General features: G+C 40.9%; 15 protein-coding genes. 6 read left to right on the forward strand and 9 right to left on the reverse strand.

The genetic code is table 11. From position 1 onward, the window contains the following. Positions 1–115: 115 nt before the first annotated feature. On the forward strand, positions 116–1,249 hold the full coding sequence (gene tyrA / locus PSH41_RS07415; RefSeq protein ID WP_096740400.1) for a bifunctional chorismate mutase/prephenate dehydrogenase: 1,134 nt from the start codon (positions 116–118) through the stop codon (positions 1,247–1,249). Between the two features lie 104 nt (positions 1,250–1,353). On the opposite strand, the gene PSH41_RS07420 is transcribed toward tyrA, so the two are convergent. Next, complete coding sequence (locus PSH41_RS07420) at positions 1,354–2,511, reverse strand: chorismate mutase (protein ID WP_054982179.1); 1,158 nt, start codon at positions 2,509–2,511, stop codon at positions 1,354–1,356. 358 nt (positions 2,512–2,869) lie between these two features. On the opposite strand from PSH41_RS07420, the gene PSH41_RS07425 reads away from it, so the two are divergent. Continuing rightward, on the forward strand, positions 2,870–5,884 hold the full coding sequence (locus PSH41_RS07425; protein ID WP_273588986.1) for a bifunctional diguanylate cyclase/phosphodiesterase: 3,015 nt from the start codon (positions 2,870–2,872) through the stop codon (positions 5,882–5,884). Between the two features lie 12 nt (positions 5,885–5,896). Here the strand turns inward: PSH41_RS07425 and PSH41_RS07430 are convergent, their stop codons facing one another. Beyond that, positions 5,897–6,226, reverse strand: a complete 330-nt coding sequence (locus PSH41_RS07430; protein WP_024031864.1) for a translation initiation factor — start codon at positions 6,224–6,226, stop codon at positions 5,897–5,899. 129 nt (positions 6,227–6,355) lie between these two features. Between PSH41_RS07430 and PSH41_RS07435 the strand changes: the two genes are divergently transcribed. The 4 genes from PSH41_RS07435 (at position 6,356) to PSH41_RS07450 (ending at position 10,297) form a co-directional block, all read left to right on the forward strand. Beyond that, positions 6,356–6,661: an STAS domain-containing protein gene (locus tag PSH41_RS07435; RefSeq protein ID WP_004587319.1), complete on the forward strand. Its 306-nt coding sequence runs from the start codon at positions 6,356–6,358 to the stop codon at positions 6,659–6,661. After that, entirely contained in the window at positions 6,661–8,310 is a 1,650-nt protein-coding gene (locus tag PSH41_RS07440; RefSeq protein ID WP_138577486.1) for a fused response regulator/phosphatase, read from the forward strand. The genes PSH41_RS07435 and PSH41_RS07440 overlap by 1 nt, the downstream gene beginning before the upstream one ends. A gap of 56 nt (positions 8,311–8,366) precedes the next feature. Then, the gene (locus PSH41_RS07445) at positions 8,367–9,026 is read left to right on the forward strand and encodes a GAF domain-containing protein (protein WP_273588985.1); all 660 of its coding nucleotides are present in this window, start codon (positions 8,367–8,369) and stop codon (positions 9,024–9,026) included. A gap of 80 nt (positions 9,027–9,106) precedes the next feature. Then, positions 9,107–10,297: an amino acid aminotransferase gene (locus PSH41_RS07450; protein WP_004587316.1), complete on the forward strand. Its 1,191-nt coding sequence runs from the start codon at positions 9,107–9,109 to the stop codon at positions 10,295–10,297. A gap of 279 nt (positions 10,298–10,576) precedes the next feature. On the opposite strand, the gene PSH41_RS07455 is transcribed toward PSH41_RS07450, so the two are convergent. The 7 genes from PSH41_RS07455 to PSH41_RS07485 all read right to left on the reverse strand — a co-directional run bounded on the left by PSH41_RS07455 (position 10,577) and on the right by PSH41_RS07485 (position 17,934). Continuing rightward, positions 10,577–11,422, reverse strand: coding sequence for a Tim44 domain-containing protein (locus PSH41_RS07455; RefSeq protein WP_273588984.1), 846 nt, complete (start codon positions 11,420–11,422; stop codon positions 10,577–10,579). Between the two features lie 160 nt (positions 11,423–11,582). Then, positions 11,583–12,335, reverse strand: coding sequence for a DUF3379 family protein (locus PSH41_RS07460; protein ID WP_054982184.1), 753 nt, complete (start codon positions 12,333–12,335; stop codon positions 11,583–11,585). After that, a complete protein-coding gene (locus tag PSH41_RS07465; RefSeq protein ID WP_039972214.1) occupies positions 12,335–12,892 on the reverse strand; it encodes a sigma-70 family RNA polymerase sigma factor in 558 nt (185 codons plus the stop codon). Before PSH41_RS07465 ends, PSH41_RS07460 begins: the two co-directional genes overlap by 1 nt. Before the next feature lie 63 nt (positions 12,893–12,955). Then, positions 12,956–14,620: a BatD family protein gene (locus PSH41_RS07470; RefSeq protein ID WP_273588983.1), complete on the reverse strand. Its 1,665-nt coding sequence runs from the start codon at positions 14,618–14,620 to the stop codon at positions 12,956–12,958. Next, on the reverse strand, positions 14,614–16,521 hold the full coding sequence (locus PSH41_RS07475; protein ID WP_273588982.1) for a vWA domain-containing protein: 1,908 nt from the start codon (positions 16,519–16,521) through the stop codon (positions 14,614–14,616). The genes PSH41_RS07470 and PSH41_RS07475 overlap by 7 nt, the downstream gene beginning before the upstream one ends. Continuing rightward, the gene (locus tag PSH41_RS07480; protein WP_029773478.1) at positions 16,521–17,507 is read right to left on the reverse strand and encodes a vWA domain-containing protein; all 987 of its coding nucleotides are present in this window, start codon (positions 17,505–17,507) and stop codon (positions 16,521–16,523) included. Before PSH41_RS07480 ends, PSH41_RS07475 begins: the two co-directional genes overlap by 1 nt. Further along, complete coding sequence (locus PSH41_RS07485) at positions 17,500–17,934, reverse strand: DUF4381 domain-containing protein (RefSeq protein WP_029773479.1); 435 nt, start codon at positions 17,932–17,934, stop codon at positions 17,500–17,502. Before PSH41_RS07485 ends, PSH41_RS07480 begins: the two co-directional genes overlap by 8 nt. Positions 17,935–17,936: the final 2 nt, after the last annotated feature.

Raw genomic sequence — 17,936 nt, forward strand, 5'->3', positions numbered from 1 at the left:
CTACATTAGCCTTTTAACCCATACTTGATCCTGTTAGTATTTAACGTATTGATTAGTTTACTTAAATGTAAATATATATTTACGAAATGAGTTGTTTATAGGTGGAATGAGAAACGTGGCTGAATTAAGTGATTTATCACAATTACGAGATGGCATTGATGAATGCGATGCGCAATTAGTTGCTTTACTTGCAAAGCGAAATGCAATAACCCAAAAAATTGGTGCTATAAAGCAGCAAAATGGCGCCCCCCTTCATGCCCCTGAAAGAGAAGCTGCTTTGCTCGCTGCTCGTCGTGATGAAGCGATTAAACAAGGAGTCAGCCCTGAACTTGTTGAAGACATATTAAGGCGCATGATGCGCGAAGCCTATCAAAACCAACAAGCTAAACTTGCCTGTGCCGCCCCTGATTTATCACCTATTGTAATTGTAGGTGGGCAAGGGGCAATGGGCCAGTTATTTGCTCAGCAGTTTATTCGTTCAGGTTATGAAGTTAAGATTTTAGATAAAGATCAGCAAAACGATGCTAAAGCCATTTTAGCTGGCGCAAAATTAGTGATGATCAGTGTGCCTATCAATGCACTTGAGGCCGTTGTTGCTAAGCTACCTAAACTTGATGATGACTGTTTGCTTGTTGATATTACCTCAGTTAAGCAATCACCCATTAAGGCATTAAAGGCGGCGCACTCTGGGCCTGTTGTTGGCCTGCACCCTATGTTTGGCCCTGATATTTCTCACTGGGTTAAACAAACTGTTGTTGTGTGTGAAGGCCGAGCGCATGATGCTGCAAAAGGCTTACTGCAGCAGTTGCAAGTATGGGGTTGCCAACTTGTTGAGCTAGATGCTAAAAAGCATGATGAAGCAATGCAAATAATACAAGTAATGCGCCACTTAACGACCTTTGTTTATGGGCAGTTTTTAGCAAAGCAAAGCCATACGCTTGAGGAACTAAGAAGCTGCTCGTCTCCTATTTATCAGTTAGAGTTGATGATGGTAGGGCGCTTATTTGCACAATCTCCTGAGCTATACTCAGATATAATGTTGGCCCAGTTTGATAATGTTGAGAGTTTATTAGCGCAATACCAAGAGACCTTTGCACAAACTCTTGAAAAGCTAAAAGAGGGAGATAAAGGCGCACTCATCGATGCATTTGCTGATGCTAAAGCATATTTTTCAGACTCGACCGCGCACTTTTTAACGCAAAGCCGTAGCCTGCTAAATAAAGCAAATGACGCCAAGGTATTAGATTAAAAGGGTTAAAAATGCGTAGTTACTTAAGCTATACGTTGAAAGCATTTTAAATGAGCGATTAAAAAAGGGCCTACTTAGGCCCTTTTTAGTATTTGCGTGTTAGGTTAGGTATTAACACTCACAGCTTGTAAAGACTCACTTTGATAACAGCCTAAAACGCGCACATATTGAGTATGCTCTTTTAGCTCCTCTAAGGCATGTTGCACTTGGCTATCGGCAAGGTTTGCTTCTAAGTCTACATAAAACACTTCTTCCCACGGGTTACCCGGTACAGGACGAGACTCTAGTTTAACTAAGTTTATTTGATGTTGCTTAAACACCATTAGCGCATCAGCCAATGAACCTGCTTGTTGTTTAGTGGCCATAATAAGGCTGGTTTTAGTCGGTATTTGTTTAGATACCTGCAGAGGTTTGCGCGCCACCACGATAAAGCGGCTGTGGTTTTCACTTTGATTCGCAAGGTTTGATTTAATCACTTCAAGACCAACGTTTTTACCTGCCTGCGCTGAGCCAATGGCCGCACTATTTGGCGTATTTAAAGCTGATTGTAGAGCACTTGAGGTTGAATCACAGGTTTCATGTTGTAAATCACCGAGGCCTTGTAAAAAGCGACTACATTGAGCAAATGGCTGAGGATGGGCATAAATTTTAGTTAATTGGCTTAATTCAGTATCTGGGGTGGCAAGTAAGCAGTGCTCTACACTGTGTGTAACTTCACCTACAATTGATACTTGAGCATGTTGTAATAAATCAAATACTTCGTTAATACTGCCCGAGCTGGTGTTTTCTATAGGCAGCAAACCAAAATCTGCTTGGCCATTTTCTACTTTGCCCGTAATTTCATCAAACGAGGTACAGCCAATTTCGACTAACTTACCAGGGCGGCGGCTAAAGTATTTATGACACGCTAGCTGACTGTACGAGCCTTGCCCGCCTAAGTAAGTAACGCGATGTGTTTCGCTTAATGCATCGGGGTTTAAGTTTTTTTGCAGCATGGCTTGCTGATGCAGCACAGAGTCTTCCAAAATGGTTTGAAAAACGTTATTTACATAATACGCATCTAGACCAAGCGACTTGCCATAACCAATCAGCTTTTCGAGTAAGGCTAGTTCGCGCGCTTCATCACGAATCGGTTTGTTATTCGCAATTTTATACTCAACAACACCGTGGCTAATACGGCGGCGCTTAGCTAATAACACCAACAGATCGGAGTCTATTTCGTTAATATCGTGTCTGAGCGCGTTTAAAACATCGTTGGTCATTTTGGTTTCCTCATTCCAAAAATAAGTTGCTTGGTGCAACTAAAACAAAAAAGCCTCCCAAGTGGGAGGCTTTGCTATTCGATTGATTTTATCTCACAAACAGTTCAGCCTCTTTTATATAAAGAAGCTAAAAAAAGAAAAAAAAGTGCAAGATAAGATAATTTTCATGCTGTTAATGTATGAGGTGTTACTAGCAAAGTCAACAAGCAAGCCAGTTTAAATAGACATAATGAATAATTATCAGCTCCTAGCTAACATTTAGATAAAATTTACAAATAGTTTATAAATATGAATAGGGATCTGGTATATTTCAGGTATTAGCTAAAAATAACAACAACTAAAATAGTAAGGTTGGCCTGTGGTGTATAGACGCCCTCCATCGCGTTTTGGACTAAATTCTTTAAGTGTAAAGCTGTCGTTGCTTATATCTGCAATTTGTTTAATTGCCGGTGTGTGTGCTGCCGCGCTGATGCTTAAATCTGAAGAAAAACAATTAGTTTTCGAAGAGCATGAAGTACTTAAAAGCTCCACCGAATTACTTATCAGGCAATTTGACGCACTAATCAAAACAAAATCAGCCGTTGCCAAACAGGCTAATAATGTTGTGTCGGAGCAGCTATTTAGTGATAGTTCAGCAATCAATTTATCTAACAAAACCCAGTTACAATTTAATAGCGACGGCACTATACGCAGTGCATCGAGCGACGGCCTTTCAGCCGCATTTCTTCCTCAGCAGCATTATTCTCCTTTTTATAAGCGTTTATTTAATAGCTCAGAGTCGTTATGGAAAGTCATTTCACCAACCTTAATTCACGACTTTTTTAATTTTTATATGATCACCAAAGACGATTTCATTCGTGTCTCGCCTCCCAATTGGGCGTTAAACGCACCGGCTGAACTCAGAGGCTCTAATGGTGCAACATTTAAGTATGTACAAAGTGATTTAAACCCCAGCAGAGAACCTGTGTGGTCTAAGGTTTATTACGATAAAGTATGGCATAAATGGGTTATTAGTTTGCTTGTCCCCTTGTATGTTGATAATGAATTTTTAGGGGTGACCGGCAGCGATATAGATTTAAACACGTTGATTTCATTTTTACCTGTGGGCGATAAAGAAAAACATTTACTGGTATTTGATAAAAAAGGCCAACTGCTTGCGCACCCGAGTCTTAACCCAGCGCTACAAGCAAGTTATGGCAGCAAAGATAAAACAATAACAACAAACGAATTTGTTAATCCGCAATTGCAAGCCATTATAAATGAAGCAATTACCATGAAATTACCAGAGTATGCTAATTCGTTTGTACAAAACGATGAAGCACACATTATTAATATTCGTAAAATTGATAAACTAGACTGGTATATTGGGGTTTATAAAAAACGCTCATCAACGCTCTCTGCTCTGCAAGATTTAAAACTGAAGTTTTTTGGCTTGTTTGTGCTTTATGCGGTCTTGGTTGCCTTATTGTTACACCAAGCGCTGTATCAGCTAGTGCTTCGCAGAATTCACACATTAGTACATGCAGTTACTGGCTTTGGTAAAGGGCAATTACTAACCGAATTCCCGCCAGAGAACAAAGACGAAATAGGCACGCTAAACGGCTCATTTAGAGATATGACCGTAGAAATTCGTAAGCTTATAGATGGGTTAAACCAGCGAATTACAGAAAAAGAAATTGCCGAGAAAGCCGCTAATAGGCTCTCTAAAGCCGTTGCCTTCTCAGGAACCGGTGTGGTGATCACCGATGAAAACTTTGTTATAGAATACGTTAACCCCAAAATGCTTGAGATGACAGGCTACCCAGAGAGCCACTTTAACCGCGCGCCGCTGTTGAATATTATCGCATCTGAGATGGCCATTTTGGTTGAAGATATCAATATCGACCTTCGCAGTAGAAACTACTGGCGTGGTGATACCTTGATTCAGGGCAATGATAAACAGCCTATTTGGGTATCGTTAAGTGTTTCTCCTATTCGCGAAGATGGCGGTGAGATCACCAGTTATGTAGCCTCCGCACAAGATATTTCGTTTGTTAAAGAAAGCCAGCGCAAAATGGAGCAGCTTGCGTACTTTGACACGTTAACGGGCTTAGCAAACCGAACATTTTTTAGAATGCAGCTGCGTAAATCAATGGCTTTGGCTGAGCGCGGCCATTATGCGTTTGCACTTTTTTACTTTGATTTAGATGAATTTAAACGCATTAACGATACTTTAGGCCACGATGCAGGCGATCAGCTACTAATTGAAGTTGCTAACCGCCTTAAAGCACGCTTACGCGCTGAAGATACAATTGCCCGCCTAGGGGGCGACGAATTTGCTGTATTACTCAGTGGTATTGAAAGCCAAGAGCATGCCAGTGATGTCGCAAATACTATTCAAAAAACACTTAATGTGCCTATAAAGCTTGGCAATAACGAAGTAATAGTCAGCGCTAGTATTGGTATTACAATGGCCCCTTACGATAGCCTAGAAGAAGATCAGCTTTTAAAACATGCTGATTTAGCAATGTATGAGGCAAAAGCCAAAGGGCGTAATACTTACCACTTTTATAGCCAAGAGCTTAACGCGGCTGCCAATGAAAGGCTGTTCATTGAAAACGAATTACGCCATGCAATTAAAGAAAAACAGTTTGAGGTTTATTATCAGCCGCAAATAAACTCATTAACTCAGCACGTTGTAGGCTATGAAGCGCTACTACGCTGGTTCCACCCTGTAGAAGGGCTTATATCGCCGACCAAGTTTATTCCTATTGCTGAGGCAACAGGACTCATTGTTGAACTCGGTGAGTGGGTATTACAGCAATCGTGCGAGTTTGCCGTGCGTTTAGCGCAAGATGGACGAGATAACAACGTATCTATTAATTTATCGGCACGTCAGTTTAAAGACGCTAATTTAGTGCCCATGCTCAGCAGTATAATTAAACAAACCGGGGTAAGTGCTAAGCGGTTACACTTGGAGCTTACCGAAAGTATGCTAATGGGCAATGTTGAAGCTGCCATTACGCAGTTACACGAACTAAAAGCACTGGGTATTTCAATATCGATTGATGATTTTGGTACTGGCTATTCGTCGCTAAGCTACTTAAAACGATTCCCGGTCGACATATTAAAAATTGACCGATCGTTTGTAAAAGATATCCCTGCTGATTCTAATGACATGGAAATTACCGCCGCTATTATAGCCATGGCGCAAAAGCTTAAATTAGACGTAGTTGCAGAAGGGGTTGAAACGATTGAACAAGTAGAGTTTTTGCAAAATAATAATTGTTATATTGTGCAAGGGTTTTATTACAGCAAACCGATTGCTGAGAGCGAACTGCCAGCGTTATACAAAAAATTAAACGATGCGCCTAACATTGCTAGTAGCAAATAAAAAGTTGCGGGTTTAGCCACCCGCAATTTTTACTTTAAATTTAAGGGTTTCTAAAATCCCTTTTAATTTTTCGCGATCATCGCCTTGAACTTCAATAATGCCTTCCTTTACCGCGCCACCTTGGCCCATTTTACTTTTTATGGTTTTAGCTAGCTTTTTTAGATCGTGCGCTTTTGGATCTATACCCACAACCAACATCACCCCTTTACCTTTTCGGCCCTTCGTTTGGCGCTCTATGCGGATAAAGCCATCTTTAAATAGTTTTGCAGTGGGTTCTTGCTCAACCTTTGGCTGGCTAATTCGGCCCATATCGGTTGAATATACTAAGCGGTTATCACTCATAATTTACCTAAATAAACGTTTTTATTGATGTATTAAATAATAACAAATTTGCTGGCGAGTGTTTTTATTTTTGCTAAATACTTTTAACAGGTTATATTTAGGTCAAAGGAAATATTATTGGAGTTTATAATGAGTTTAACAAAGAGTTTATCGGTTGATGAAAGTACTTTAACGATACAAATTAAAGGCAAATTTGACTTTAATTTAGTGCAATCATTTCGCCAAGCCTATGCCCAAATTGAGCCTAAAACAAATAAAGTGATTATCGATTTAAGAGAGACCGACTACATGGATAGCTCTGCTCTTGGTATGTTGCTTAACATGAAAAAAACCATTGAAAGCCAGGTACAAACAATAGAGATCAGTAATTGTCAGCCTCAGCTTAAAAAAATACTGCAAATATCACGTTTTGATAAGAAGTTTGATATTAACTAATGACCCACGTACTTATTGTTGACGATCAGGCGCTTAATCGCATCCTGCTCGAAAAAATGCTGCTCGAAGAAAACTATAAAATATCAATTGCGTTTAACGGCCTAGAAGCACTTGAGGTGTTAGAAAAAGAAGCGATTGATATTGTTCTACTCGATGTACTTATGCCGGTAATGGATGGCTTTGAAGCTGCAAAGCTGATAAAGCAGCGATACAACGACGTTTACCTACCCATTATTTTTATTACTTCGCTTGAAGATCAAAGCAGCTTCGAGCGTTGTTTAGAAGTAGGCGGGGATGACTTTATTCAAAAGCCGTTTGAAAAAGTAATTTTAAACGCAAAAATTAAAGCGCACAGCCGTACGCGCGAATTAAGTAAAAAAGCCCATCAACAAAACACCTTACTTGAGTATCATCGCAATCAAATAGAGCGCGAGCACGAAATAATTGAGCACATTTTTAATAACTCGCTCGAAAACCAAGATAAGTTTAAAGACCATTTAGACTTTAGCCTTTCTCCTGCTTCTATGTTTAACGGTGACATGTTTTTAGTCGCGCAAAGCCCAATAGGCAATTTATATTGCATGTTGGGTGATTTTACCGGGCATGGGTTAGCAGCCGCGATTGGAGCATTACCTGCATCACGGGTGTTTTACACTATGGTGCAAAAAGGCATGGCTGTTAACGATATCGCCTCTGAGATCAATATATTACTGCATAATTTACTGCCAGAGCATATGTTTTGCGCGGCGACTATTATTGAGCTCAGTGCCTCGGGCAAAAGTATTTCAGCATGGCTTGGTGGCTTACCAGATGCGTACTTAATAAATACCGATGGTGAAGTAAAGCAAACGCTTGAGTCGCAACACATGGCGCTGGGGATTTTAGACAGCGATGAATTTGAATATGAACTAATTAATTTAGAAGTTGATAAAAACACCCGCTTGGTGCTTTCAACCGATGGCATAATAGAAACTAACAACGACGCCGATATTTTTTATGGTGAGCAGCGCTTTTTAGCAGCACTTAAAAGCAAGCCGATGATCAGCAGTCAGCGTGTTATAGATAATGTAAATACCTTTGCCAATGGCAGTGAGCAATTAGACGACTTAAGCTTAGTGCTGCTTAATTGTTTGCCGCTAACCCCAGAGCCTGAGGCCAAAGAGGCGTATTCTAATTTGGCATTTAACTTTTCACTTAGCTTAAACGCACAGCAAATTAAATGCACAGACCCTGTGTATGATGTTGTTAATGTATTAAGCAGTGTTGAGGGGCTTAGATCGCATCGCTCAAATATATTTTTATTGCTCTCTGAGGCGTATAACAATGCACTTGATCACGGCGTGTTAGGCCTTGATTCAGACATAAAAAAACAAGACGATGGCTTTTTTAAATACTATGAATTAAGAGAGCAAGCACTGAGTAAAATGAAAGAGGCGATGATTATTATTGATATGCGTTATTGCCCAGATACTTTATGTTTGTACTTTATTATTTGTGACTCGGGCAGGGGATTCTCAAGTGACTCTTCTACACGCACCGAACTCAACGCAGAGTTTGGGCGTGGCTTATCGTTACTCGAAGAAGTGGCAGAAAAAGTCACGTATAACGCAAGTGGTAACCAAGTCGAAATGTGTTACAAGTTGCTATAGCTCAGAAAAAATTTCCATGTTATTATCTAAAAAATTTTAGATGTATGGATGGCCAAATGATTTCTTCTTACCTTGATATTGCGCAATTAAATATAGACCCACAATTAATTGCCAAAGAGCTAGAGCTGCTAGAACAGTATATTGCTGCAAGCGCGCTGCCGTCTGTACGTTGGGAATATCAAATTCCTGAACTCGGTGAAGGCGGTGCGTGTAGTTTGTTTGGTTATTTACAAGATGAGCCATTTAAACTTACTGATCACGTGAGCGCGACTTCACAAAACGAGCAAAAACTAGCAAACCTACAAAATATAGTTAATTACATAGAGCAGCAAACACAGGTCGATTGGTATGGTATTTATCAAGCGGTTGACACTGCTCAGGGTCCGCAATTATTAAAGCTGGCGTATCAAGGTGCGCCAAGCCGTCCACTGTTTCCTCTTACTGAAGCATTTGCAGCAGGCAGCAATAATGTACAAGTTGCATTGTCTAAGCGCGGGCGTGTAATTAACAACGTAGAAAACTATTTAGCACAAGGTGGCGAGTACTATACGTGTGACCCTAAAGTGAAAGCTGAAACCTGTTTACCCTTATTTAATGAGCAACATGAATGCGTCGGTATTATAGATGCAGAGGCATTTAGTAACGACTTTTTTGATAGCCGTACACTCGCTGTATTAGTTGCGTGCTGCATTAAAATTCCTCACTTTCTAGTGTAAATATCACTAGCCAAGAAGGTAAGCTTTTATGTTAAGCTTACTACAACAGCCAACCCCTAATTAATGATAAGAGATAGCTAATGTTCTCAGAATTAAAACCATTACCAACAGATCCTATTCTTGGCCTTATGGCAGCCTATAAACAAGATACAAACCCTAACAAGATTGATTTAGGTGTAGGTGTCTATAAAGATGAGCAAGGCAACACACCGGTATTAAAAGCGGTAAAAAAAGCTGAAGCATTTCGTTTAGAAAACGAAACAAGCAAATCTTACATTGGTTTAGCGGGTAACTTAGACTACTGTCAAAAAATGGAAAACCTATTACTAGGTGAGCACCAAGCACTTTTAGCAAACCGCGTACGTACAGCACAAGCACCAGGTGGTACAGGTGCACTTCGCGTTGCGGCTGAATTTGTTAAGCGTTGCAATAAAGACGCAACAGTGTGGGTAACTACGCCAACATGGGCAAACCATATTAGCTTGTTTGAAGCTGCTGGCTTAAACGTTAAAGAATACCCGTACTACGATTACGAAAACAAAGATCTATTGTTCGACGACATGATAAACACCCTTAAGCAAGTACCAAAAGGGGATATTGTGCTACTTCATGCTTGTTGTCATAACCCAAGTGGTATGGACTTAAACGAGACACAGTGGAACACAGTTGCTCAGCTTGCAAAAGAAGTTGGCTTTACACCACTTATTGATATTGCTTACCAAGGCTTTGGCTCATCACTTGAAGAAGATGCACGTGGACTACGTATTTTAGCTGATGCAGTAGAAGAGCTAATTATTTGTTCATCATGTTCTAAAAACTTTGGTTTATACCGTGAGCGTATTGGTGCGTGTTCAATTATTGCAAAAGACACTGCAACCGCTGATATTTCAAATTCAGTGCTATTAAGTGTTGTTCGTAGTATTTACTCAATGCCTCCAGCGCATGGTGCTGACATTGTAAACACTATTTTAAGCAGCACAGAGCTTACACAAATGTGGCACAGTGAGCTTGATGAAATGCGTAATCGTATTAATGGTTTACGTAGCTTAATAAAAGAAAGCTTAGCAGCAAAAGAGATAGAGCAAGACTTTTCGTTTATTGAACGTCAACACGGTATGTTTTCTTTCTTAGGTATTAATAAAGAGCAAATTGCGCGCCTACAAAAAGAATACGGTATTTACATTGTTGGTTCTAGCCGCGTAAATGTAGCGGGTATTAGTGATACTAACATTGAGTATTTCGCAAACGCCGTTGCTGACGTTTGTAAATAATACTATTACTTAACAGTAATAAAAAACCGCCCAGCCTAAACTTTAGGCTGGGCGGTTTTTTTTAGCTGTTATTTATACCAATTAGCCAGCGTTTGCCGCCAATACCAATCCGCAATAATACTTAATTATTTTGCGGGGCTAAACGTGTCGCTACCTGCGTTAAAAAGCTCTCATTTAGAACACCTAAATAGCGATTTTTTTGCCGAGCTATCAACACGTTTATCCACTCTCAAAGTAGATCACTTAATTAAGCGAATTGGTATAACTATAATTACAGCACTATTCGCTATCGATTAAGTCTTCTACGCCTACAATCAGCCACGGTGCATCTGAGGTGGTAGCACGCTGAAGGTGCCAAATCTCTAAAATAGGCTCTTCTTTTTTATCGTCTAAGTCGCGGTATTTGCCTTTAAATTGCACACTTACTTGCCACGAATTTGCTGTTGTTTCAGCGCGTACAAGCTCGGCATCAATAAACATCACCTCAGTCGCTACCCGTTCAATCGCTTCGCGCTCAGTTTTAAACTCTTGAGTTAACGATGGGCTTAAATACTCAGCCATCGTGGCGTAATCAGCATTATTCCACGCAGTTTGCATAGTGTGATAGTGGCTACGTGCGCCTTGTAAAAAGCCATTTACGTCAAAATTAGGGGGTAAATTGAAAGGCACTTGCTCAGTGTGTGCGCTTTGCTGGGTAAAACCACTGTTAGTAGGCTGCTCTGTGGCTGTTTGCTTAAAAGCAGAGTGCCCCGTAGCGTGTGTACCGGCTAATTGCGGGGAGTGGCGAGCGCGCATAAACCCCGTAATAAGTTTAAACAAAATAAAGGCAACGCCTGCTAATAAAATAATTTCTAATAGCTGCATGCCCTCAAAGTTATCTCCTAGCATAGCGGCAATTAAACCGCCGGCTAACAATCCGCCTAATACGCCGGCCATAATGCCTTTTTTACTGCTTTTTGTCTTGGCTGCAGGTGCTGTGGTATCGGCTTTTTGCTTTTGTGTGGTTTGTTGTGTTGCTGGGGTTGTACCGCGTTTACTACTACCAAACTTTTTGCGTGCGTGTGCATCAAAACTTGCTGTACACAGTAGTGCAAGTAATGAAAATATAACGATGATGTTCTTCATGTAATTCCCTAAGTTAAACTGAGCGGTGAGTATAATTAACTTTTCAGTAAAAATTAATAATTACATTTAAAATCAATTGTTTTGGATGAAAAATGAGCGCTGAATAGGCACAAAAAAACCGCTCAGTGTTACTCAGCGGTTTTTAGTCGTTAAGCGCTAGTTACAGCCAGCGAATGGCATTGGTAACCCGCTCGTTGTACACATTAATTGGCGCGCCGGAGTTAGCCACTAAAATAGTATCGGCTTTGTCGCCTCGATTAATATGACCTGCAAAGCGCGCATCATGAAAATCATCTTCGCCAAACCCAAACGACTTATTCTCAGAAGGAACAATAAAGACCGTCATGGGGCCAAAGTCCGACTCAAAAATTAAGTGCAGACCTTTTTCACCTTTAAAGTCGCAAAACATCGCATAAGTAATTTTACCTGGCAGCTCTTCTATATGAGCGCCTAGCAGTGCAAGCTTATCGTTAACGCTTTGTAGGCTAATAGCATTGGTTTTTTCAAGGGCGGTAATTTCATGGTAAACATGGGTTAAAGCATGTTCGCCTGCTTCATGGGCAATGTGTTGCTCTGTGCTAAAAAAGAATGCGCCAATAGCTACAAAAAAAGACGCGGCTAGGGCTAAGTGAACACGGTCAAACTTAAAACGTGAGCGTGCATCTACAACGTTATCCCCAGTTGCTTGCTCTTCTTGCATTGCTTTTTCTTTTAACGAAGTGTTTAAAAGAATACGCTCAGCAAGGTTGTCAGGCACAGGCACATCTAACGCATCTTGAATTTGTTTATCAAAGTCTTTCATATCGCTTATAAAGTTTTGTCGCTCAGAGCTCTCTTTAGCAAACTCTAAAAGCTCCTTATCTAAATCGTTTGGCTGCGCAATAGTGCGTCGACGAAACTCAAGTTCATCCATTATTTTGATGCCCCTTTAAGTTGTTCATCATCACGGCTTAAAGCCTCTTTAAGTTGGTTTCTGGCACGGTACAAACGAGTCATAACCGTGTTTTTATTTAAATCGAGAATCTCTGCTATTTCTTCACCAGAGCACCCCATAACAACTTGCAGAAGTAAGGGTTCTCTGTATTCATCAGATAGCAGCGCAATTTGGCGTTGGATAACCGTTTGCTCCATTTCATCATCTAACGAATGGCTGGTTTCATCGACAAGTGTATCGTTTTCTACATCGCTGTAGTCAAACTGCTTGCGCTCAAAGCGACGTGCATTTTCTCTACGCAAAATAGTCAGCAGCCAAGGCTTGGCGGCTTTTTGATCCAATAATGAGTCAAGCGAGCGCCAAGCACGTAAAAACGTTTCTTGTACTAGGTCATCTGCAATATGTGGGTCACGGCATAACCAATAAGCAAAGCGATAAAGCTCCTTATTATATACATGGACCAAGGCTTCATAGCGCTTTTGTTTCTCTGCCATATCAACTAAGACCTGATTATTTGATTTTTTCTTTCCAAGCATAAGTACTTTTTTAATTAAAATTTATTATTTAATGCATGAAAAGACCTAAATTTATCAAACTAGTTAATAAAGGTCTTTTAATACAGCTTGTTGCGACTTTGTACGTTGAACTTGGTGCTGCTCAATTATGTTAATAATAGCATTAAGATCGACATCTGCACTGCTATTTGCATAAAGAGCTGACTGTAAACGGATAACCTGCGTCGCCAGTTCATCATTATTGATGTTGTGTATTAACGTATCTATCGCAGCCACTTTTTTGCCCGTAAGCTTAATCGCTACCGCATTTAGTTCGCTATAAAATGCATTGAGATTATTTGATTTAGCTGCATTTTTAAGCGCGTTTAATGAAAGCGGTTGGGCTTTATTTACAGATACACTGTTATTTTTTGGCTCATTATTAGTAGAACGGCTTAACCAATAAAAAATTGCAGTGATTATCCAAAAAATATACCCAAGCACGGCAACAATAATTAACCAAAGCGGAATAACACTTTGCGGCGCGGCTATTGCTGTATTGGGCTGCTGTGTATTACTTACTTTATTAGCAGGCAAAGTTGGCTCACCTGTATTAAGGTTGTCGTTTGCAATAGCACCTGGGTTTATAGCATTGGCGCTAGGAGTTACCGTTATAGTGCGCTCAGGCAATGTAGCGTAGCTAATGCGGTTTATTTTGGTGTTATACCAAGGCAGTGTTATTTCTGGGAGGGTATAAGTGCCCGCTTTTTGTGGTAATAACGCAAATGACGCTGTTTGCTGAGATACAACCCGTCCGTTTCTTACGGCATTGTTTGTTTCTACATCATCGGGGTAACTGCGAATTCCCGCAATGGTTTTCATATCAATTTCGGGCAGTTGCTCTTTAGTAACCCCTAATGCGGTTAAGGTAATAGTGCGTGTAATAGGCGTGCCAACTTCTACTGTATTTTCATCAGGCTGCCACTGCTCATCAATATTAACTAACTCACTGGGTAGCCATGCACCTTTATAGTTTTCCGGAATAGGTTTTATCTCAATTTGCTGATCATCTCCTAAAGCCGACACTTCTAATTGGCGGTAATTTTGCTGTACACGGCCTTGAAACGTAGGGCCAACAATGGTGTATACACCACTTTTTTGCGGTTGTAGTAAGTATTCTCGGGTGATCACTAAATAACGTTTACCATCTACAAGCTCATAGCTTTCGGTTTGTTTACCTAATTGAGTAAGCTGTGCATCTTGCATACTGGGCGTACTTAGGCTGCCATCAAGCAGCTCTTTTGCTAGGTAGAGTTTAATCGTATATACGCCAGCTTCTTGAACAAACAACGAGTCACTTGAGAGCGATGTTTTTAAAAAAATATCGTTATTTTTATCAGCATCGGCAGCGCGTTTTGCCACTTTTAATTTTATTGGCTGCGAGCTTAAACCGGCCACGTTAAAAGCCGGAATGGTGTATTCACCTTCATTACGGGTCATTAACTTAACAGACCAGGTTGTTTGCTTGTTAATGCTGCCATTTATAATGTTGGTGCGCGTACTTAAACTTGTTGGCCCAACCACAAAGTCTTTAAGTAACACCGAGGTGTCGGGTTGCTCGCTTTTTATTGTGTCGTCAACTGAAATGTTAAGCATAAAAAATTCGCCAGCAAGGACTGGGTTTTTATCTACACTTGCCTCTAATTTGGTGGCGGCCCATGATGGCATCGCACTTAATAGCAATAAACAGCAAAATAATCGCATTACCATGATTTTTCTACTCCTGTAGGGCGACGTTGATATTGTCTTTTTTGGGCTTCTAATTGCATTTTATTCCGTAATAAAATTGCCGGATCGTCCGGTACTTTTCTTAATAACTGGTTAAGCTGCTGGGCTTTTTCTTTCTCTTCGTTGGTGAGCTCACGCGTTTGTGCTTGCGCGGCTTGTTGTTGAGCGTTTTGCTTTTGCTCATCTGTTAACGTTTGCTGCTGCGCTGTTTGCGGCTGAGTATTTTCAGCTTGTTCTTCGTTTGTTTGCTCAGGCTGTTTTTGCTCTTGATTAGCTTGTGGCTGAGTTTCTAGTTCTGGCTCATTTTGTTTATCTGATTGTGAACCCGACTCAGCACTTTGCTGGCCTTGCTCAGTGTCAGACTCATGATTTGGCTCACCTTGCTGCTCTTGTGATTGCTCGCCTTGACTTTGCTCTGATTGAGAATCGCTATTTTCACCTTGTTGGCTTTGATCTGATTGCTGATTGTTTTGTTGCTCACTTTGATCAGATTGTTGCTGGTTATCTTGCGAATCACCCTCTTGCTGCTGTTGCTGCTGTTGTTGCTCGAGCAACTGCTCAACCAAAGCTTGGTTATCAGCGGCTTCGCTAAAGTTAGGTTGTAGCGTTTGTGCTTGTTTGTAAGCATCTATGGCTTGTTCTAGCTGTCCTGATTTGGCAAGCGCGTTGGCATAGTTATAAAAACCAGTGGCTGATTTATCTTTACTAAAGGCTTCTAGTGCGGCATCAAAATTACCTTGTTGGTACAACGCAGACCCTTTTAAGCTGCTTGAGTCGGCATTGGCGGCCCGTTCAAAATCTTTATTTTTATAAGCATCTAGCGCTTGCTGATCAGTGTTTTTTAAAAAAGAGGGGAGCTCTAATGCACTTGCCTGTTGGGTTGGCAAAACGCTGAGTACTAAAAAGGCACCTACAAATGCTGCACTTCTAAATAAATAAAGGCCTAAGGGCAGTAAAATAAGTAACCCATATATACCTGCGTCTATGCGCCACAGGGCATGGCTTTGTTTTTCATCTTTTAATAACTCACTATTGGCACCTGGTGCAAAAGTGGCTATGTCACTGCTGCTTGGTTGGTAAAGGGCAAACTTTCCACCACTGCGGGTCGCTAGGCTTTTTAAGCGGCTTATGTTAATGGTGGGGATGACTATTTGACCGTAGCTGTCTTTTAAAAAACCGCCTTCAGGTAATTTAATTGGTGCGCCTTGCTCTGTGCCTACGCCATAAATATTTAGCCGATAAGAAGAATTACTGGTAAGGCTTGTAATATCGCTTTGCTCTTCTTGGTCTATGCCATCGGTGACTAATATTATATCGCCATCAATATAGCCTGCTTGCGTTAAAAGCTCTTTTGCCATATCAAGGCCAGCTAAAACATTAGAGCCTTTGTCGGGCATAATGTCGGGGCTTAAACTCGGAATTAAATTAGTAAGCGTAGTGGCATCGTTTGTAAGTGGCGAAATAGTAAATGCACTGCCGGCATAGGCAACTAAAGCGGTGTCGCCTTCTTTAAATAGCTCAATCATATCGAGTGCTTTAAAGCGTGATTGCATTAAACGATTTGGTGCTATATCGGTACTGTACATTGAGTACGACATATCCATTACAATCACACGGGCACTTTTACTTTGAAATACAGGAACCTGTTTTTCTTCAAAGCTAGGGCCTGCACTAAAAATAATAGCTAAACAGCAAAATACAGCGACCAGCCAAAGTGGTTGGCTGGCTTTAGTGTTTGACTCGTTCATAATAAACGGCGCCAAATGAGGGGCAATTAGGTTATCTGCGCTTTGTTTTTTATGCTTAATAAAGGCTATAAAAAACAACGCAAGTGCAGGTATTAAAAGCCACAAAACAGCGGGACGAATAAATGTAAAGTCCATTAGTTAGGCTCCTTTAATGCACGTAAGGTGCTTAACATTACTTTTAAACTAATGAGTAAAATAGCAATAAGTAGTGGGTAGTAAAACAATGAGCTTTGCGGGCGAAATGTTTGCTCATCTGCGCTAATTGGCTCTAATTTATCAAGCTCTGCGTAAATTTGCTGAAGGCCAGCTACATCTTTGGCTCTAAAATATAACCCACCGGTTTGTTCGGCAATGTCTTTTAACAAGCTTTCATCTAAGCTGCCCCCACTCATACCACCCATATTAAATAGGCTAAATCCACGGGGGTTATCTGAGCCAACACCTATGGTATATACTTTTATGCCTTCCTCGCGGGCAAGGAGTAGGGCATCTTCAGGTTTTAAATTACCTGCGGTGTTTTGGCCATCGGTTAATAGCACCACAATACGGTTACTTTTATCTTTGTTGGCAAAACGCTTTACCGATAAACCTAGCGCATCGCCAATAGCAGTGGCACGCCCAACTAAGCCTATTTGAGACTCGCTGAGCATTTTACTTACGGTTTTAACATCGCGAGTCAGTGGCGTTTGTAAAAATGCGGTGTCGCCAAATAATATCAGGCCTAACCTGTCACCTTGGCGCTGCTCTATAAAGTCACTCAATACCGCCTTTACCATAGTGAGGCGGTCAACATATTGGCCGTTGTAAGCCATGTCTTGTTCGGTCATTGAGCCAGATAAATCGACCGCAAGCATTATATCGCGCCCTTCATTAGGTAATGAAATGGGGTCGTCTAACCATGTCGGGTTGGCTGCAGCAGTGACCAGTAATAGCCAAAGTAGCCATTCAAAAATAGTTAGTCTACGTGCGCTTTTTTCAAGGCTTTGGCTGGCTAAGTTATGTTTGGCAAAGCTTGGAATACGTAACCGGGTATGTGCGTTACTGGCAGCAGGTTTTAACAATAAAAGTAATAAGGGCAGAGGTAGTAATAAAAACAACCATGGCCAGCTAAATTCAAACATGTACTGGCTCCTTTAGTTTAAATTGCTTTATGCCTTGGCGTAATTTTTCGTTAAGCGCGTCATTGGTTTGCTGCGCATTATACAGGCTTAAAAGCTCATGCTCGGTAAAGCTTAAACCGGTTAAGGTATTAAGTGTGTTACACCAGTTAGCTGTTGATTGCGTTGCTAGGCGTTTATCGTAATACTCTATTACTAGGCGCTTTAAAATAATATGAAGTGTTTGCGCGCTTTGCTCGTTGTGGCTTAAATCGATTGCGTAGCGCTTAGGCTTTTTAAATTTATAATTTTTGTAAAACCAAAAAGCAGCTGCACACAGTGCTATAAACAACAGGGTAATAATAACCCACCAAGCAGGGGCGAGTGGCCACCAACTAACTTGGCTTGGCGCTATTATATCGTGCAGGCCATCGAGTGGATTGGTTTGCATGG

Origin of the sequence: Pseudoalteromonas sp. CST2 (genome assembly GCF_028599385.1) — a bacterium.
GTDB lineage: Bacteria > Pseudomonadota > Gammaproteobacteria > Enterobacterales > Alteromonadaceae > Pseudoalteromonas > Pseudoalteromonas atlantica.